The sequence below is a fragment of the Ruminococcus sp. OA3 genome (assembly GCF_022440845.1).
Lineage (GTDB): Bacteria > Bacillota > Clostridia > Lachnospirales > Lachnospiraceae > Ruminococcus_G.
In genome coordinates, this window is the sequence record NZ_JAKNTO010000001.1 from 2,797,402 (window position 1) to 2,814,973 (window position 17,572).

General features: G+C 46.8%; 19 protein-coding genes. 5 read left to right on the forward strand and 14 right to left on the reverse strand.

The window, feature by feature from the left end:
- Positions 1-60: 60 nt before the first annotated feature.
- From MCG98_RS12525 to MCG98_RS12555, 7 genes are all read right to left on the reverse strand, one after another.
- Positions 61-705 carry an ATP-dependent Clp protease proteolytic subunit gene (locus MCG98_RS12525; protein ID WP_044983052.1) on the reverse strand — a complete coding sequence of 215 codons (645 nt, stop codon included), beginning with the start codon at positions 703-705 and terminating at the stop codon, positions 61-63.
- A 53-nt stretch (positions 706-758) separates the two neighbouring features.
- Positions 759-1,487, reverse strand: coding sequence for a YebC/PmpR family DNA-binding transcriptional regulator (locus tag MCG98_RS12530; RefSeq protein WP_240302287.1), 729 nt, complete (start codon positions 1,485-1,487; stop codon positions 759-761).
- A 56-nt stretch (positions 1,488-1,543) separates the two neighbouring features.
- A complete protein-coding gene (locus MCG98_RS12535; protein WP_240302288.1) occupies positions 1,544-2,863 on the reverse strand; it encodes a hemolysin family protein in 1,320 nt (439 codons plus the stop codon).
- 80 nt (positions 2,864-2,943) lie between these two features.
- Positions 2,944-3,291 (reverse strand): type II toxin-antitoxin system PemK/MazF family toxin, encoded by a 348-nt coding sequence (locus MCG98_RS12540; RefSeq protein WP_240302289.1) that lies wholly within the window; start codon positions 3,289-3,291, stop codon positions 2,944-2,946.
- Between the two features lie 57 nt (positions 3,292-3,348).
- Positions 3,349-4,494: an alanine racemase gene (gene alr, locus MCG98_RS12545; RefSeq protein ID WP_240302290.1), complete on the reverse strand. Its 1,146-nt coding sequence runs from the start codon at positions 4,492-4,494 to the stop codon at positions 3,349-3,351.
- A complete protein-coding gene (locus MCG98_RS12550) occupies positions 4,491-6,005 on the reverse strand; it encodes an NAD(P)H-hydrate dehydratase (RefSeq protein ID WP_240302291.1) in 1,515 nt (504 codons plus the stop codon). The genes alr and MCG98_RS12550 overlap by 4 nt, the downstream gene beginning before the upstream one ends.
- A 72-nt stretch (positions 6,006-6,077) precedes the next feature.
- On the reverse strand, positions 6,078-6,731 hold the full coding sequence (locus tag MCG98_RS12555; protein WP_240302292.1) for a redox-sensing transcriptional repressor Rex: 654 nt from the start codon (positions 6,729-6,731) through the stop codon (positions 6,078-6,080).
- Between the two features lie 151 nt (positions 6,732-6,882).
- Between MCG98_RS12555 and abc-f the strand changes: the two genes are divergently transcribed.
- Positions 6,883-8,793, forward strand: coding sequence for a ribosomal protection-like ABC-F family protein (gene abc-f / locus MCG98_RS12560; RefSeq protein WP_240302293.1), 1,911 nt, complete (start codon positions 6,883-6,885; stop codon positions 8,791-8,793).
- 54 nt (positions 8,794-8,847) lie between these two features.
- On the opposite strand, the gene MCG98_RS12565 is transcribed toward abc-f, so the two are convergent.
- Together MCG98_RS12565 and MCG98_RS12570 are read right to left on the reverse strand one after the other, a co-directional pair.
- On the reverse strand, positions 8,848-10,050 hold the full coding sequence (locus MCG98_RS12565) for an NADP-dependent isocitrate dehydrogenase (RefSeq protein WP_240302294.1): 1,203 nt from the start codon (positions 10,048-10,050) through the stop codon (positions 8,848-8,850).
- Between the two features lie 75 nt (positions 10,051-10,125).
- Positions 10,126-10,968, reverse strand: coding sequence for a S8 family peptidase (locus MCG98_RS12570; protein ID WP_240302295.1), 843 nt, complete (start codon positions 10,966-10,968; stop codon positions 10,126-10,128).
- 137 nt (positions 10,969-11,105) lie between these two features.
- Between MCG98_RS12570 and MCG98_RS12575 the strand changes: the two genes are divergently transcribed.
- Both MCG98_RS12575 and MCG98_RS12580 read left to right on the forward strand, forming a co-directional pair.
- Entirely contained in the window at positions 11,106-12,803 is a 1,698-nt protein-coding gene (locus tag MCG98_RS12575; RefSeq protein ID WP_240302296.1) for a S8 family peptidase, read from the forward strand.
- A 70-nt stretch (positions 12,804-12,873) separates the two neighbouring features.
- Positions 12,874-13,119: a chorion class high-cysteine HCB protein 13 gene (locus MCG98_RS12580; protein WP_240302297.1), complete on the forward strand. Its 246-nt coding sequence runs from the start codon at positions 12,874-12,876 to the stop codon at positions 13,117-13,119.
- Positions 13,120-13,144: 25 nt separating this feature from the next.
- Here the strand turns inward: MCG98_RS12580 and MCG98_RS12585 are convergent, their stop codons facing one another.
- Positions 13,145-13,303, reverse strand: a complete 159-nt coding sequence (locus tag MCG98_RS12585; RefSeq protein ID WP_240302298.1) for a hypothetical protein — start codon at positions 13,301-13,303, stop codon at positions 13,145-13,147.
- Between the two features lie 111 nt (positions 13,304-13,414).
- On the opposite strand from MCG98_RS12585, the gene MCG98_RS12590 reads away from it, so the two are divergent.
- Together MCG98_RS12590 and MCG98_RS12595 are read left to right on the forward strand one after the other, a co-directional pair.
- Positions 13,415-13,765, forward strand: coding sequence for a hypothetical protein (locus MCG98_RS12590; RefSeq protein ID WP_240302299.1), 351 nt, complete (start codon positions 13,415-13,417; stop codon positions 13,763-13,765).
- 3 nt (positions 13,766-13,768) lie between these two features.
- Positions 13,769-14,044 (forward strand): hypothetical protein, encoded by a 276-nt coding sequence (locus MCG98_RS12595; protein ID WP_240302300.1) that lies wholly within the window; start codon positions 13,769-13,771, stop codon positions 14,042-14,044.
- 32 nt (positions 14,045-14,076) lie between these two features.
- On the opposite strand, the gene MCG98_RS12600 is transcribed toward MCG98_RS12595, so the two are convergent.
- From MCG98_RS12600 to rpoZ, 4 genes are all read right to left on the reverse strand, one after another.
- Positions 14,077-15,336 carry a competence/damage-inducible protein A gene (locus MCG98_RS12600; protein WP_240302301.1) on the reverse strand — a complete coding sequence of 420 codons (1,260 nt, stop codon included), beginning with the start codon at positions 15,334-15,336 and terminating at the stop codon, positions 14,077-14,079.
- 16 nt (positions 15,337-15,352) lie between these two features.
- Entirely contained in the window at positions 15,353-15,892 is a 540-nt protein-coding gene (pgsA, locus tag MCG98_RS12605; protein ID WP_240302302.1) for a CDP-diacylglycerol--glycerol-3-phosphate 3-phosphatidyltransferase, read from the reverse strand.
- A complete protein-coding gene (rimO, locus tag MCG98_RS12610; protein ID WP_240302303.1) occupies positions 15,876-17,213 on the reverse strand; it encodes a 30S ribosomal protein S12 methylthiotransferase RimO in 1,338 nt (445 codons plus the stop codon). The genes pgsA and rimO overlap by 17 nt, the downstream gene beginning before the upstream one ends.
- Before the next feature lie 85 nt (positions 17,214-17,298).
- The gene (gene rpoZ, locus MCG98_RS12615; protein ID WP_240302304.1) at positions 17,299-17,565 is read right to left on the reverse strand and encodes a DNA-directed RNA polymerase subunit omega; all 267 of its coding nucleotides are present in this window, start codon (positions 17,563-17,565) and stop codon (positions 17,299-17,301) included.
- Between the last annotated feature and the right edge of the window lie 7 nt (positions 17,566-17,572).

Consider the following 17,572-nt stretch of genomic DNA (forward strand, 5'->3'; position numbering starts at 1 on the left):
ATTTATACAGCGGACATGGAAAAAAGTGCCCTAGAACCAGGCACTTTATGAAATCAGCTGTTATGCGTTCTGTTTTTCCTGTTCAATCAGTTCCCGGAGTTTTGCGAGAGCCTTGCTGATCCCTCCGACCTCATCGATCAGTCCTTCACGGACGGCTTCTTTTCCGTCAAGCATTGTTCCAACATCTTTAACCAGCATTCCCGTGTCCAGCATCAGCTCTTCCAGACGCTGCTGTGAAATATTGGAGTGCCCGGATACAAATTCCGTGATCCTGTCCTGCGTCTTCTCAATATTGCGGTAGGACTGTGCAACACCGATGAACATGCCGTTGGAACGCACCGGATGAATCACCATGGTTGCACTCGGTACGATAAAAGAGTAATCCGAAGAAACGGCAAGCGGCACACCGATCGAATGGCCTCCCCCCAGTACAAGGGAAACGGTCGGTTTGCCAAGAGACGCAATCATCTCTGCGATGGCAAGGCCGGCTTCCACATCTCCTCCTACAGTATTCAGGAGGACCAGCATTCCCTCGATACGATCGTTATCCTCCACCATCGCAAGGCGAGGAAGGATATGTTCATATTTCGTCGTCTTAGAGCGCTCAGGAAGCGCTTCATGACCTTCAATCTCACCGATAATCGTCAGCAGCTGTATACTTGACTCCAGTTCTGCCATATTACCGGTCTTTGTTGTATTTTCCATGTGCACATACTCCTTTTTTGAGATAGTATGTGCGCATGGAAGAATTTTATGCCTTACTCGTCCCAGTTGTGATATACGTACTGTACATCATCGTCATCCTCCAGCAGATCCAGGGTTTTCTGCAGATTTTTGACTGCGGTTTCGTCGTCAAGCTCAACCCAGGTCTGCGGGATCATTGTCACTTCTGCAGACGCCATCGGAATGTTGCCGCTTTCAAGTGCTTCGCGTACCGCTGAAAAATCATCGGGGGCTGTCAATACCTCATAGCTGTCCTCTTCCTCTGAAAAGTCTTCCGCACCTGCATCGAGTGCAATCATCATCAGATCATCCGCGTCCATCTCACATTCTTCTTTTGAAATAATGATCTGGCCCTTTTTATCAAACATAAAAGATACACATCCGGGTGTTCCGATATTTCCGTTTCCCTTTGTAAATGCGCTTCTCACATTTGCCGCTGTCCGGTTTTTGTTGTCTGTCAGCGCGTCAACGATGATGGCAATGCCATTCGGCCCATACCCTTCATAGGTAATATACTCATAGTCAGAGGCATTCGCGTCTCCCGCTGCTTTTTTAATTCCACGGTCAATGGTATCATTCGGCATGTTGTTAGCCTTTGCCTTTGCGATCACATCGCGCAGCTTGCTGTTGTTGGCCGGATCCGGTCCGCCTTCCTTGACAGCTACCACGATCTCACGACCGATAATGGTAAAAATCTTCCCTTTTTTCGCATCATTTTTTTCTTTTTTGTGTTTTATGTTTGCAAATTTTGAATGTCCAGACATGTGTCCTCTCCCTCTTCCTGCTGTAATTTTCTGTAAAATAATTCATGATGTCTGCGTCAGCAGACATGTCCTTTCGTTACCCGTAATTTTTGTATGATATTGTCTTCTACCACCAGAATCTGAAAGCAGTAACCAAACGCTTCCACCTCCTTGTCCTCTTCCGTCGGGATATGACCGAGCAGCGAGGTCAGATATCCGTTCAGCGTTTCAAACTCCTGATCGTCAAAATCCAGCCCCAGAACTTCTCCTACCTGTTCCAGCGGAGTAAGCCCGTCCATCAGCATACTGTCATCAAACTGCGGCTGAATAAAATCATCACTGTCATCGTACTCGTCCAGGATATTTCCGACGATCTCCTCCAGGATATCTTCCATCGTCACGATACCGGAGGTCTGTCCATACTCATCGATGACGATCGTCATATGTACTTTTTTTGCCTGCATGGCTTTGAAAATTGAGTCAATATTCCGTGTCTCCGGAATGAATCCCACGTATCTGACAAGATTTTTAATCTCACAGACAGGGGCATCCTGCTGATTGTGCTCGATCATCTGAATGGCAGCATCTTTCATGTGAATGATGCCGATGATATTATCAATCGTTTCATGATATACCGGATAACGCGTATTGCTGTTTTCCAGCATAAATGCCATCGCTTCACCGAGCGTTGTTGATGCTTCGATGGCATTGACATTTTTCCTGTGTGTCATGATATCGCGTGCTGTTTTATCGCCGAAGGCCATGATATTTTGAATCATCTCGGCTTCGCTTTCGAGGATAACCCCCTGTTCATGTGCTTCATCTACAAGATCGATGATCTCATCTTCTGTGACATCATCCTGGTAATGGTAAGGATCGATGCCGAACAGGCGCACAAGTCCGTTTGCAGCCTTATTCAAAAAGAATGTAACCGGTGTCATGAGCATAATGATCAGACGAACTGCACCGACAAGTTTCACTGCACAGCTTTCCGCATGATAAGATCCTATTTTCTGTGGTGCAAGATATCCCACAGAAATGGAAAAAACCAGCAGTATCAGTACGATGAGAATTCCGGATATCACCCAGCCCGGAGTACTGGTTATGTATGGCATAACAATTCCGTGAAAATAGCCGGAAAACCTCCGGACAACAAAAAGCCCGGCAGCCATGCCGAACAGCATTGTAACGACCTGTGCCGTACTGTTCAGCAAAAAGGGCTCTTCTACAAGCCGCAGCATATAAGCGTACTTTTCATTTCCGGTCTCCGCCTCTTTTTCAGCGTTACTTTCACTGATATTCAAAAGTGCCGCGCGAAAGGTGTTCATCACAACACTTACGATCGTAAAAATAAGAAAAATCAGACCCCCAGGTAAAGGGCTACTGCCATCGTCCATGTATTACTCCTTTATATTCACTCATCTTTTGTCATTAAAAATATACCATCATCCATCCAATCCGTCAATATGGACTCCCTTTATGTAGAAAGTTCAAGACTAATACAAAGCGCCTTATTGACTTGTCTCAGCAGATCTGCATCCAGATGACACACTTTATCTTTTAACCGTTGTTTATCGATTGTACGAAGCTGTTCCAGCAAAATAACGGAATCTTTAACAATCGCATACGATGACGCATCAATTTCAATGTGCGTAGGCAGTTTTGCCTTGTTCATCTTGGATGTGATCGCAGCACAGATCACTGTCGGGCTGTGCTTGTTTCCTATATCATTCTGTATGATCAGCACAGGACGTATACCGCCCTGCTCACTTCCTACTACCGGTCTTAAGTCCGCATAAAAGATATCACCGCGTTTAATAACCACACCATTCACACTCCGATTCCTATGTTCTAGCCATAGTATTTCCATATTTCTCTGGTGTTATTCAATTTTTCCATCTTTCACATAGACGCGCGGTACCCGTTTGTTGATACAGCATGCAAATTCATAATTAAACCGTCCGGAGAGCTCCCCCAGAAGTTCCATTGTGATCTGTTCCGGACCATCTTGTCCGATCAGCGTTACTTTATCAAGTTCCTGCACGCCCTCTATCTGTGTGACGTCGACCATGAACTGATCCATACAGACGCGGCCGATGATCGGTGCACGTTTTCCGCGGATCAGTACATACCCCTTGTTGGACAGCGTTCTGGCATAACCGTCCGCATATCCAACCGGTATTGTCGCGACTTTCGTTTTCTTTTCTGTAATATATGTACCACCGTAACTGACTGCCACACCCGCATCCAGTGTCTTGAGATAAGAAATATGGCTGACCAGGCTCATGGCGGGCGTCAGATGTACCGGTTCCCTGCAGACCTCATCCGACGGATAAAGTCCGTAAATGCTGATGCCTGCCCTGACCAGATCCAGATTAGCCTCCGGAAACTGCATGATGCCTGCACTGTTGCTGCAGTGTCTAAGGCCAATATCAATGTCTGCTTTTCTGAGCATAGACAGAAATTCCTGATAGCGCTTGAGCTGCAGGCGGGCAGGTTCCAGCAAAGTTTCATCAGCCCTGGCAAAATGTGTAAACATCCCTTCAATAGAAATCCAGGGGAGTTCGGAGATACAATGTATCTGCCGGACACTCTCTTCTGTGTCAGAAAAGCCGATACGGCTCATGCCTGTATCCAGTGCAATGTGTACATGAACCATTTTATTTGCTTCTTTTCCGGCGTCAGAAAGTTCCTTTGCCATGGAAAGCGTAAAGACAGCCGGTCTCAGCTCATATCGCACGACCGTCTCATAATCTTCCTCAAACACAAATCCCAGGATCAACACGGGTTTTTTTATCCCGTGCTCACGCAGCTGGACGGCTTCCTCCGTTGTCGCAACTGCAAATCCCCAGAGATAGTCATAATGTTCTACAAGCCTGGCGATCCTCACAGCGCCGTGACCGTAACCGTCCGCTTTGATGACAGCCACCATCCTGGTATCCTCTTTGATATTTGCCCTCATCTGTCTGAAGTTCTCTTCTATCGCATCCAGGCTGATCCTGGCAGCGATTCTGCTGTCTGATTTCATACTTTCCCTTCTTCCGTATTGTTACCATCATTTTTTATACAGTCCGGTATCTCTTCCAACAGATTTCCGGCCATAACAGAAGCTTCCCCTGCTTTCCGGGATGCTGCTTCCCCTGCACAGCCGTGCAGCCAGACCCCGAGTGCTGCGGCCTCTCTCGCCGGCATGCCTGACCCCAGAAGGCCGAGGATCATTCCCGTCAGCACATCCCCGCTTCCGGCTGTGGCCATTCCACTGTTTCCCGATGTATTGATGAATATCATCCCGTCAGGATCAGCGATAACGGTCCTGGCATCTTTCTGTACACACACCGTATGATAGTTTCGTGCAAACTCAGATGCCGTCTTCAGACGGTCTTTCTGAATCTGAGAAATACCCATTTTTGTCAGCCTGCTCATTTCTCCGAGATGAGGAGTTACAATACAGGGGCATTTCAACCCCTTCAGCCTGTCCGTATCTCTTGAAAGCAGATTAAGCCCGTCCGCATCGATAACAAGAGGAACCCGGCAGGCTGCAAGTACATGGTCCAAAAGTTTTTCCGCCGTCCGTGAGGTTCCAAGCCCTGGACCGATTCCAATCACATCCGCCCAGCTGATCGCATCATCAAGGCCTGACAGATTCGGGTCCCCGTCATCATAGACAGACAACATGGCTTCGGGAAACTGCTGCTGCAAAATTACACGATTTTCTCTGACCGTATGAATTTTTACCATACCGGCTCCCGTTAAAAAGCCAGCCATACCGCTTAGATAAGATGCTCCGCACATGTTCACCGATCCCGCGATCAGCAGTATTTTACCAAAGGTGCCTTTGTTCCCCCCGGGATTTCGGCGTTTCATCCATGAGCGGTCTTTTTTATCTATCTGGTGAATATCCGGCTGATAAACAGTGTTTTCCACCTCGTAGATTCCGATATCACAGACCTTCAGCCTGCCGGCAAAATCCGCACCCGGATACATCAAAAGTCCCGGTTTTGCAAATGCAAAAGTCACTGTCACATCCGCCCGGATAGCCGCCCCCAAAATTTCTGCCGTATTTCCATGTATACCGGACGGGATATCGACAGCCAGTACTTTTGCACATGATGCGTTGACTTTTTGAAACAGCGTACAGTACTGAGGAGAAAGCTTACGTGACAAACCGATTCCAAAAACGGAATCTACTATAGTAGTATATTCAGCCGGGTCCGGGTTGTTTACAAAGGTTGTACCATAATTTTCTGCAATTTCTTTCTGAGTTTTATTTTCTTCGCTGCGATGCGCGTCACTTCCTGTCAGGCATATGGATACATCATACCCCGCCAGATGCAGGATGCGTCCGATGGCGATCCCGTCACCGCCGTTATTTCCGGTTCCGCAAAGTATCAAAACCTGTTCCAGGGGAAATTCCCGTTCCAATACCTCGACACAGGCAAGTGCCGCCCGCTCCATAAGGACCAGCGACGGTATGCCCATTTTCCTGATCGTATATTCATCCGCTTCCTTCATCTGCCGTGTGGTAACAACACGTCTCATAAAACAACCTCCCCGAAAGCAAAACAATGTTGTACCCGATCCGCCTTCTCGCATCCGCAGGTACAACATCCTCTACATTTTTTTCTGTTCATTTTCTGCATGTGTCAGGTTATAGGAAAGCCGCATCAGGCTTTCTGACAGATGTACATTTTCTACGATAATATCTGAAGGAAGAACCAGATTTAAATCGATATGTGCAAAATTCCAGATCGCCTTGATTCCATTTGCAACCAGAAGCTCTGCGACTTCCTTTGCGCTGTCTTTCGGAATCGTAAGTGTTGCGATCTCAACTCTGTATTCCTCCAGAAACTGCGGAAGTTCATCCAGCATCTGTATGCCGATCCCACGTACCATACTTCCTTTCAGATTTGGATTGGTATCAAAAATACCGATGATCTTAAAACCCCGCTTCTCAAATTTAACATAATTGGCAAGAGCCTGACCCAAATGACCGGCGCCGATGATAATCATGGAATGTACATGGTCGAGCCCCAGAATTCTGCCAATCTCATTATAGAGAAACCTCACATTATAACCATAACCCTGCTGACCAAAGCCGCCGAAGTTGTTCAGATCCTGACGAATCTGTGAAGCTGTTACCTTCATCTGTTTGCTCAAATCGTTGGACGAGATGCGTTCCACACCATTCTCGAGCAGTTCGCCCAGATAACGGTAATATCTTGGTAACCTCGTGATGACTGCTTTGGAAATTCCCTTTCCGTCCAAAACCAGATCCTCCTGTCTTATACCTCGTTTTATTATATCTTTTTGTTATAAGTTTGTCAAACAGAACGCTGTTTTTCTTGTATTTTTTTCATACTTTTCATATAATGGAGACAGTCAGCAGATTATAGATGATAAGGAGATACAATTACCAATGATATTATCATGCCACAATATAGAAAAATCTTTTGGAACCAATATTATATTACATGACGCTTCCTTTCACATCGAGGACCACGAGAAAACTGCTCTTGTCGGTGCGAACGGCACCGGAAAATCCACAATGCTGAAAATCATTGCAGGTGAAATGCCAGGGGACAGCGGCGAGGTAATCCTGGCAAAAAACAGGACGCTGGGGTATCTGGCACAGCATCAGGATATGAACAGCAACGCCTCCCTCTACGATGAAGTGCTGGAAATCAAACGTCCCGTTCTTCAGATGGAAGAAACGATGCGGCAGATGGAAGAAACCATGAAGAACCTTGCAGGCGCAGAACTTGAGCGGCTGATGGAGAGTTATCACCGCATCTGTGAAAAATTCGAGCTTGAAAACGGCTACGCATGCAGAAGTGAAGTTACCGGCGTACTGAAAGGACTCGGTTTTGAGGAAGATGATTTTTCCAAAACCATCAGTACCTTATCCGGAGGTCAGAAAACACGTGTCGCACTCGGAAAACTGCTGCTGCAGAAACCGGATGTGCTCCTGCTCGATGAGCCGACTAACCATCTTGACATTGACTCCATTGCCTGGCTGGAATCATTTTTACAGCGCTATCCCGGAGCTGTCCTGATCGTATCTCACGACCGTTATTTTATCGACCGCATCGTAACGAAAGTCTTCGAACTGGAGCAGTCAGTCCTGACAACATATACAGGCAATTATTCCGATTACGCAAAAAAACGCACACAGGTGCGCGCGGCAAAGATCAAGGCATATCTAAACCAGCAGCAGGAAATCCGGCATCAGGAGGAGGTTATCGCCAAACTGAAATCTTTCAACCGTGAAAAGTCCATCAAACGTGCAGAGAGCCGCGAAAAAATGCTGGAAAAAATCGAAGTCCTGGAAAAACCTCAGGAGGTCAATGATGAGATGCGTCTGATCCTGGAGCCATGCATTCAAAGCGGAAATGACGTACTGTCCGTAGAATCTCTCTCCAAATCCTATCCTGGGCTGCGCCTGTTTCATGACCTTTCTTTTGAAGTCAAACGCGGTGAACGCGTAGCAATCATCGGTGCAAACGGAACAGGAAAAACTACGATCCTGAAAATATTGAATCAGCTGATCGAGCCGGACGCCGGGTGCTTTACGCTGGGGAGCAACGTTCATATCGGATACTACGATCAGGAACACCATGTACTTGACATGGAAAAAACTATCTTCCAGGAAATATCCGATGCATTTCCCGACCTGACCGGGACGCGGATCCGTAACGTACTCGCTGCGTTTTTATTTACCGGAGATGATGTCTTTCAGCAGATCAGGACCTTAAGCGGCGGAGAGCGCGGACGTGTGTCTCTTGCAAAACTGATGCTTTCCAATGCTAATTTTCTGATATTGGATGAGCCTACGAACCACCTGGACATCACCTCAAAAGAAATTCTGGAACAGGCGCTGAACCAGTACACCGGAACCGTGTTGTATGTGTCACATGACCGCTATTTTATCAATCAGACTGCGACACGTATACTGGATCTCGTAAACGAGACGTTCGTCAATTATATTGGGAATTATGATTATTATGTTGAAAAAAAGGACGAACTCACACTTCGCTGTACAACCGGAAAACCCGCAGAAGAAATACCGGAGGAACCGTCTAAGACAAAGATTTCCTGGCAGCAGCAGAAAGAAGAACAGGCCCGCAGGCGAAAACGTGAAAATGATCTGAAGAAATTGGAATCTGATATTTCTGCTCTGGAAGCGCGCAGCAGTGACATTGATGAAATACTCATTCTTCCGGAAGTGGCAACAGATCCTGCGAAATGCATTGAATTGTCGTCAGAACAGGCGGATATTCAGATGAAGCTGGAGGAACTGTATGGGCAATGGGAAATACTTGCAGAATAAATCATTAAAAAGAGGCGTCTGATAATACAATCAGACGCCTCCTGCCGTTGTTATTTATTTTTCCAGCTCTTTGCGGATCTCCAGGATAAAATCTTTGCTGTTAAGTACAGTCGGATTCTGAATAGATGTGATCAGGGCAAGATCTTTTGTCATCTTTCCGCTTTCAATCGTTGTGAGCGTGGCCTTTTCCAGCCGGTCTGCAAAATCACACAGCTCTGAAATGCCATCCATCTCTCCTCTCTTTCTGAGAGCACCGGTCCATGCAAATATCGTTGCCACGGAGTTTGTTGAGGTTTCTTCTCCGTTTAAGTGTTTGTAATAGTGACGCTGAACAGTTCCATGTGCCGCCTCATATTCAAAATATCCGTGAGGAGAAACAAGGACAGAGGTCATCATTGCAAGCGAACCGAATGCTGACGATACCATATCACTCATAACATCACCATCATAATTCTTGCAGGCCCAGATAAATCCGCCTTCTGCTTTCATCACGCGGGCAACGGCATCGTCGATCAGTGTGTAGAAATATTCAATCCCTGCCGCTTCAAATTTCTCTTTATATTCACGGTCATAGATTTCCTGGAAGATATCTTTGAAGGTATGGTCATATTTTTTGGAAATCGTGTCCTTCGTCGCAAACCAGAGATCCTGCTTTGTATCCAGCGCATAGTTGAAACAGCTCTTTGCAAAACTTTCAATTGAGTTATCTAAATTATGCATTCCCTGAGCGATACCCGGTCCTGTAAAATTGTGAACGAGCTCTCTTGTCTCGGTTCCGTCCTCAGCCGTATATACCAGTTCTACCTTACCCGGTCCCGGAACAATCATTTCCGTGTTCTTGTAGACATCCCCATACGCATGCCTTGCAAGCGTGATCGGTTTTTTCCAGTTTTTAACGCAGGGCTCGATCCCCCTGACAACGATCGGTGCGCGGAATACGGTACCGTCCAGCATCGCACGGATGGTTCCGTTCGGGCTTTTATACATTTCTTTTAAGTCATACTCCGTCATTCTTGCGGCGTTCGGTGTGATCGTAGCACACTTTACAGCAACACCGTATTTCTTCGTTGCATTTGCAGAGTCCACAGTCACCTGGTCATCTGTATCATTTCTATGTTTCAGACCCAGATCATAATATTCTGTTTTCAGATCAATAAACGGCAGCAGCAGCTCATCCTTGATCATCTGCCAGAGAATCCGTGTCATCTCATCTCCGTCCATCTCTACCAGCGGGGTCGTCATCTTGATTTTTTCCATAGTATCCTCCTGTATCCATGCCTGATTGTACAATTCTTTACACGCTCTCTATTGTATGCAAATGTCGGATAATTGTCAATAGTTCATAAATTTCTCAAAATCAAATTCTCCCCATCCCTGCTGGTTGTGAGAAAAGCCAAGATCCTTAGCACAGTCCCGCAGCATCATTTTTATTTCCACGTTTGTGAGCAGCGGGTCTTTTTCAAGTGCGAGTGCTATCGCCCCTGAAATATACGGGGTGGACATGGAGGTACCGCTTTTTCTTACGTATTCTGTACCGGATGGTGCAGCAGCGCAGGACAGTATCTCGTGGCCCCTGCAGACGATATCCGGTTTGCAGACACATTCCGCTGTGGGTCCTATCCCGGAAAGCAGATGATGCGCATCGAGCATATCGCTGGAACCGACAGTGATCACTTTCTTGCTGCTCCCCGGTGCCGTGATACTTCCGGGGCGTGGACCACCGTTACCTGCCGCCGCCACAACTACCAGACCCAGATCCCAGAGCACTTCCACTGAGCGTATCAGCTCATCATGCTGCCGCTGATTCTGTGTGATCGATCCGACTGAAATATTGACAATACGGATGTGGAATCTGTCATGATATCTCCTGATCCAGTCGAGCGCACGCAGCGTGTTCTGCTGCATCCCATTCCCCGCTTTGTCGAGCACTTTTAATCCTACCAGATGACACCCCGGTGCTACGCCGTGCCATTTTCCGCCACAGGCTCTTCCGCTTCCGGCTATAATGCCGGACACATGCGTGCCATGACCATTATCATCATAGGGTTCCGACTTTTTCTGTACGAAATCCTGAAAATACAAAATTCTGTTATCGAAATCAATATGGGGAAAGATTCCGGTGTCCAACACAGCCACACCGATGCCTTTCCCCGCATACTTATTAACTTTCAGCATACATAAACCTTCTTGCTTATTTAATATTAACGTATTCAACTGAGGCACATCCTGCCCCGTTTCGCAGGGCAGGAAAAAACTTTCTGATTGACTGTATAAGTTCCTGCATAGGATAGTAAAAAAACAGGACTTCACATATGCCAAATTCTTTGCAGGAAGCAATTATATCCAACGATTATTATGACTACATTATCCCTTCCGTATTTGATTTTTCGACATTGTCCGATATTCTGCCGGAGATCAGGCTTCTCGAAATGGATACTGCGTATTCTCTTCTCAATGTTCCGGCACCGAGGAACACGGCACTTTTAGAGTATACGAGATACAATACCATTCCGAATCTGTTTATGCTGCAGGACACCACCAGCCTGGAGGTATCAGGGATCACACAGGTGCAGAACCTCACCAATCTGAACCTTTCCGGATCTGGTGTACTGATCGGATTTATAGATACCGGAATCGATTATACCAACCGGGTATTCCGTGATGCTGCCGGGAATACGAGAATCGAAGCCATCTGGGATCAGACCATACAGGGGGGCACTGTACCTCCTCATTTCCCGTATGGCACCGAATACCGCCGCGCGGAAATCAACCAGGCGCTTCAGTCTGATACCCCTCTTGAGGTTGTGCCTTCAACTGACACAAACGGACACGGTACATTTCTGGCGAGTGTCACGGCGGGTTCTGCAATTCCGGAGGAAAATTTTATCGGTGCTGCCCCCAGTTCCACCATTGCGATGGTAAAACTGAAGGAGGCCAAAGATTACCTGAAAGAATTCTTTTATTACTCAGGGTCCGAACCCGTTTACCAGGAATCAGATATTATCATGGCTTATTCCTATCTGCGGAACCTGGCCCTTGAATTACAGGTTCCGCTTGTGGTATGTATAGGACTCGGTACCAACCAGGGCGATCATGCCGGAGGGATGCCGCTGTCCGTTGTTCTGTCCGGATCCAGTATACTGATTACAAATGCCGTTGTGGTTGCATGTGGAAATGAGGCGGGGCGTGCACACCATTACTACGGTGAACTTCCTGAAAATGTGTCCTATGAGACCATAGAGATTCTGGTTCCTGAAGGATCTCCCGGATTTTTCCTCGAAACATGGGTGCGTTCACCTGACGCGTTCTCTGTAGGCTTTGTCTCTCCCACCGGTGAGGTCGTCTCACGGATTCCATTTGGACTGAATAATACGGTAAATGCGGGTTTTATTTTGGACCCCACTACGATCGAAGTGCACTATGAAACTATACAGGCCGTTACAGGCAGTCAGCTTATCTTTATGCGTTTTCGCCAGCCATCCCCTGGTATCTGGCGTGTCAGAGTCTACGGCCCGCGGGTTCTCTTCGGCTCTTTTCACATGTGGCTTCCGATTTACGGATTCACAGATCCCGATATCGTGTTTCTCAAACCAGACGCTTATACCACACTCACAGCACCGTCCGATGCCTCCAACATCATTGCAACCGGTACGTATGATGCGTATACCAATGGTCTTTTTCTGAATTCAGGGCGTGGAAACACCACGTTGGATGTTCAGAAACCCGATTTCTGCGCACCGGGAGTCAATCTGACAGGAATGAACGCGCGCGGCAATCTGACAACACGCACCGGTTCCTGCCTCGCAGCAGGCCTGACAGCCGGCAGTGCCGCGCTTGTCATGGAATGGGGGCTCAAACGCAGTCCTTTTCTGCTGTTCAATTCTGCAGAAATCAGAGATTTTCTGATCCGGGGTACCGTTCGGGAGCCCGGAATCGTATATCCAAACCGCGAATGGGGTTACGGGAAACTGAATGTTTACCGTTCTTTTACATCTTTTTTCGAAACCTGAACTTTTTTTGTAGCAACCTGGAACCGATTTACATATGATGGAGTGTAAACAAATTTTGGAGGAACTATAAATGAGTGATTTAGCTGCTACAAACTGTGGATGTGGATGTGATTCTGGATGCGATTCCGGTAATTCTTGTTTCGGAGGCGGCGGATGTAATTCCATTATCTGGATCATCCTGCTTCTCTGCTGCTGTGGTAATGGCGACAGCTGTGGCTGCGGCGGTGGCTGCGGCGGATTCGGCGGTGACAACAGCTGTCTGCTGATTATCCTTCTGCTCTTCTGCTGCGGCGGATGTGGCTCCATCTGCGGATAATAATGATACGGAAAGACGCCGGGGATTATCTCCCCGGCGTCTTTCTTTCTGTTTCTCTTCGTTTTTTTCTGTATCCGCCGTTCTTCATGTCGCGCATCCTGTCTTTTTTATGTTCCACACATTCCATATCTATCTCATAAAGGGCGTTCCCGTCAACGATCAGTTTTTGTTTTCTTTCATCCATGATAAATCCTGTACCTCCTTATCATTTTCTAATATCATATGTCAAAATTCCTGAACCTGTCATATAGTAGATAATAAAATCATAAAATTTAAAAAAATAAAAGGTTGTGCCATGAAAGAAAAAAGCACCCCGCAAATGACAACACTCGACCAGATGGTCAACGATGACAGTCTTCAGATGATGAAAGCCGCCATTCCCTACGTATCTCCGAATGGCAGAAAAACGCTCTCTCTTTTGACAAAATTTATGGAATTGAGAAAAACAATGTCAATGTTTAATCAGCCTCATATGGATATGTCGATTATGTCATCAGAAGAGACTACGGTTTCCCCGGAAGAAATGCTGCGCGATATACAGCAGTATACCAGCGGATCTCTGCACGATTCCATTGAGGGTATGCTTAATGCTTTTCAGACCGCTCAGATGTTTATGATGCTTCAAAATATGGAGGAGGAAGAATAGGATATGGATCAGGATTGGATGAAACACCCGAATCTCGCATCAATGGATATGGCAAAACTTCAGATGCTTCAGTCCCTGGCTTCACAGGGGGAAGGAAAAAGCAAGCAGGATATGATGCCCTTTTTAATGATGGCTATGCAGCAGTCCAAAAAGAACGGTATGACCTTTTCTCCGGAAGAGATGGATATGATCGTGGAGGTTCTGAAAAGCGGTAAGTCAAAAAAAGAAGCTTCTCAGATTGAAAAAATGCTGACTATGCTGAAAACCATAAAAAAATAGGGACTTTCGTCCCTTTTTTCTTGTGGTACTGTTTATGAATAACTTTGCAGGATACAGTCGCGGAGCAATGTCAGCGCATAGACGACTGCCTGTTCCCTGATTTTAGAGCGATTCCCATTAAAATGATATTCCCTGACGGTTATATGGCCGTCTACACAGCAGCCGATATAGACCAGTCCCACCGGTTTGTCAGGCGTGCCGCCGCCAGGTCCTGCAATTCCGGTGATAGCTACGCATACATCAGCACCGGTGGTAAAGCATCCTCCTTTTGCCATTTCTTTTGCAGTTTTTTCACTGACTGCTCCGTACATTTTCAGAGTTGCTTTCTTAACCATGAGATATTTGCGCTTCGCTTTATTTGCATATGTTACAAATCCCTGTTTAAACACATCGGAAGCGCCGGATACGTTGACGATGCGCGCAGACAGCGCTCCTCCTGTACAGGATTCTGCACAGGTAAGGGTCATGTTCTTGTCCCGCAGAAGATCTACGACGGCTTCCTCCAGCGACTTTTTCTCCTCGGTTGCATAGATATTCTTGCCAAAACGCAGTTTCAATTCACGCAGCACAGGTTTGATCAGTTTCTTCGCTTCTCCGTTGGATTTTGCTTTTGCTGTGATCCTCAGATGGACTTCGCCGGTCTTTGCATAAGGAGCTATGGTAGGATTACTCTGTCCGTCAATCAGATCCTCGATCATGGTCTCCACCATGCTCTCTCCAATCCCGCAGATTTTCACCATCTGTGATACGATGACTTCCGGTTGTTTTTCCTGCAGATAAGGATAAACCTGACTCTCAAACATCGGTTTCAGTTCATTCGGAGGTCCCGGAAGCAGGATCACGGTCTTTTCCCCGTCTTCCATGATAAGGCCGGGTGCCGTTCCGTTTTCGTTGTCGAGTACGACAGCACCTTCCGGAATCATAGCCTGACACCAGTTGTTCTCTGTGATCTTTACTTCCGGCCGCTTAATGCTCAGATTGTCAAAATACTGCTGGATCCGTTCCCGCGTATGAGTATCCTCAACGAGCTCTTTTCCCATGACGCGTGCCGCGATATCCTTCGTGATATCATCCTTCGTCGGTCCGAGACCTCCGGACAGTATCACAATATCGGAACGGTCAACCGCTGTTTTTATCGTTTGAAGCATACGCTCGGGATTATCGCCGACCGATGTTTCATAATAAACCGTAAGTCCGAGTTTTGCGCACATTTCTGATAAATACGCGGCGTTGGTATTTACAATATTACCGAGCAGTATTTCTGTTCCGACTGTAACCAGTTCTGCAACCATTTGTATCCCTCCTAAATCAGCTCTGCATGGTTAATACGTTTTTATTTTTCAACAGATAATCAATCAAAGAAACAACGGTCAGTGCCAGAGACAGATAAATAAAAATCTGTTCCAGTGTACCGAATATGCTTCCCAGATCCGCGATCAAAAGAATGATCATCACCATCTGAGAGATTGTCTTTGCTTTTCCCCAGTAACTGGCTGCGATGACAATGCCGTTGTCTGATGCGATCAGACGAAAACCGCTGATGATAAATTCTCTTGCTATAATAATGATAACCACCCAGCACGGTATTTTATCCAGCTCGATCAAACAAATTAATGCCGAGCAGACCAGAAGCTTGTCTGCGAGCGGATCCATAAACTTTCCAAAATTTGTGACAAGGTTGTCTCTTCTTGCCAGATAACCATCGAGGGCATCTGTCAGGCTGGCAATGACAAATAGCGCCAGCGAAATCCATTTGGTATACGTTCCCGCTATCGGCACCAGCATAAAAACAACAAAAAACGGTATCATAATAACACGAAGCAACGTCAGTTTATTCGGTGTATTCATCGGCTATTTCTCCTATCAAATCATATTCAAGTGAACCGGTCACGTTCACCTGTACAAAATCTCCCGTCATCAGAGGTATCTGTGTATTGACAAATAGATATCCGTCGATGCCCGGTGCGTCAGCATATGTCCTGCCCACATACGCATCTTCATCTGCCACTTTTCCTTCAATAAACACGAGTTGTCTCTCTCCGATCCGTTCCTCGCCAAGTTCCAGTGACACTTCCTGCTGCAATTCCATCAATTCCGCCTGACGTTCCTCCTTAACCGTCTCAGGTACCTGATCTTCCATGGAGGCAGCAGGCGTATCTTCTTCCGGAGAGTACGTAAAGACACCGAGACGGTCAAATGCCATATCTGCAACAAATTGCTTTAATTCCTCATGATCTTCTTTTGTCTCTCCCGGAAAGCCGGTGATCAGTGTTGTCCGAAGCACCATGTCCGGTATCTGTTCCCGGATTTCAGTGATAATGCTTTCCAGATCCTGTTTTGAAGTCCTGCGTCCCATTCGTTTCAGTATCCGGTCGCTGCAGTGCTGAATCGGAATGTCCATATAATGACAGATCTTTGGCTCCTCTTTGATTGTCTGGATCAGTTCCGGATAGATTTCCTCCGGATAGCAGTACATGAGGCGTATCCAGACCAGGCCGTCAATGCGGCAAAGCTCTCTCAACAGCCTGTGCAGAGACTTTTCTCCGTAAAGATCACTCCCGTACAGGGTTGTCTCCTGTGCGATGACGATCAGCTCTTTTACACCCGCCTCTGCCAGATACCGCGCCTGTGCGAGCAGTCTCTCCATCGGTACGCTGCGGTAGCCTCCGCGTATCTTCGGTATGATGCAGTAAGTACAGTGTTTTTCACACCCTTCCGCTATTTTCAGATATTCATATGCGCCTCCCGTTGTAATGAGACGTCTCGCATCTACATCCGGAAGACGGTCAATATCCTGAAATGATGTATATACACTCCCATGGAGCACCTGATCCAGGGCATCTGCAATCTCATCATAGCTGGATGTACCGAGTACGGCATCCACTTCCGGGATCTCCTGCTGAATTTCTTTCTGATAACGCTGAGCAAGGCATCCCGTCACAACAAGCGCCTTTGCCCTGCCGTCCGTGCGGTATTTCGCCATATCCAGTATCGTCTGAATGCTCTCTTCCTTCGCATCGTGAATGAAGCAGCAGGTATTTACCACAATGATATCGGCAGCCGTCTCATCGTCTGTGACGGTATATCCCCTGGTCTCCAATAACCCCAGCATCTCCTCCGAATCCACAAGGTTTTTGTCACAGCCAAGCGAAATAAATAAAATTTGCATTGTTTTGCTCCTTTTGTAGTTTCGTTTCTTTTTAAGAAAGCTGCTACAACAGTCAGCGACTGCGTAACAGCTTGTTCTTACGGTTCTAAAATTCCTCTGATCCGCCGCTCTCTTCTGCTTCGAAATCTTCCGGAAGAATCTTCACTTTTCCGTCATACATCTCTTCTACGGCAATAGACAGCGGTTTCTTGCCTGCAGCCCTGACAAATGGTTCTGCCCCGCTGATGATCTGTCTTGCACGTTTACTGGTAGCCAGAACGATGGAGTAACGGCTGTTTACCAGCGGTGCCTCATCTGCGTCTATATCCTTGTTGATTACCTGCATTAATTCTGAATATGATGGATGGATCATAATTTCT

What these genes read in the sequence shown, in the direction of transcription:
- MCG98_RS12525 (WP_044983052.1), bottom strand. Translation starts at nt 705, where the DNA reads ATGGAAAATACAACAAAGACCGGTAATATGGCAGAACTGGAGTCAAGT.
- MCG98_RS12585 (WP_240302298.1), bottom strand. Translation starts at nt 13,303, where the DNA reads ATGGATGAAAGAAAACAAAAACTGATCGTTGACGGGAACGCCCTTTAT.
- MCG98_RS12590 (WP_240302299.1), top strand. Translation starts at nt 13,415, where the DNA reads ATGAAAGAAAAAAGCACCCCGCAAATGACAACACTCGACCAGATGGTC.
- alr (WP_240302290.1), bottom strand. Translation starts at nt 4,494, where the DNA reads ATGAAATCAGACAGCAGAATCGCTGCCAGGATCAGCCTGGATGCGATA.
- rimO (WP_240302303.1), bottom strand. Translation starts at nt 17,213, where the DNA reads ATGCAAATTTTATTTATTTCGCTTGGCTGTGACAAAAACCTTGTGGAT.
- MCG98_RS12550 (WP_240302291.1), bottom strand. Translation starts at nt 6,005, where the DNA reads ATGAGACGTGTTGTTACCACACGGCAGATGAAGGAAGCGGATGAATAT.
- abc-f (WP_240302293.1), top strand. Translation starts at nt 6,883, where the DNA reads ATGATATTATCATGCCACAATATAGAAAAATCTTTTGGAACCAATATT.
- MCG98_RS12600 (WP_240302301.1), bottom strand. Translation starts at nt 15,336, where the DNA reads ATGGTTGCAGAACTGGTTACAGTCGGAACAGAAATACTGCTCGGTAAT.
- MCG98_RS12595 (WP_240302300.1), top strand. Translation starts at nt 13,769, where the DNA reads ATGGATCAGGATTGGATGAAACACCCGAATCTCGCATCAATGGATATG.
- pgsA (WP_240302302.1), bottom strand. Translation starts at nt 15,892, where the DNA reads ATGAATACACCGAATAAACTGACGTTGCTTCGTGTTATTATGATACCG.
- MCG98_RS12580 (WP_240302297.1), top strand. Translation starts at nt 12,874, where the DNA reads ATGAGTGATTTAGCTGCTACAAACTGTGGATGTGGATGTGATTCTGGA.
- MCG98_RS12535 (WP_240302288.1), bottom strand. Translation starts at nt 2,863, where the DNA reads ATGGACGATGGCAGTAGCCCTTTACCTGGGGGTCTGATTTTTCTTATT.
- MCG98_RS12565 (WP_240302294.1), bottom strand. Translation starts at nt 10,050, where the DNA reads ATGGAAAAAATCAAGATGACGACCCCGCTGGTAGAGATGGACGGAGAT.
- MCG98_RS12530 (WP_240302287.1), bottom strand. Translation starts at nt 1,487, where the DNA reads ATGTCTGGACATTCAAAATTTGCAAACATAAAACACAAAAAAGAAAAA.
- rpoZ (WP_240302304.1), bottom strand. Translation starts at nt 17,565, where the DNA reads ATGATCCATCCATCATATTCAGAATTAATGCAGGTAATCAACAAGGAT.
- MCG98_RS12575 (WP_240302296.1), top strand. Translation starts at nt 11,106, where the DNA reads ATGCCAAATTCTTTGCAGGAAGCAATTATATCCAACGATTATTATGAC.
- MCG98_RS12570 (WP_240302295.1), bottom strand. Translation starts at nt 10,968, where the DNA reads ATGCTGAAAGTTAATAAGTATGCGGGGAAAGGCATCGGTGTGGCTGTG.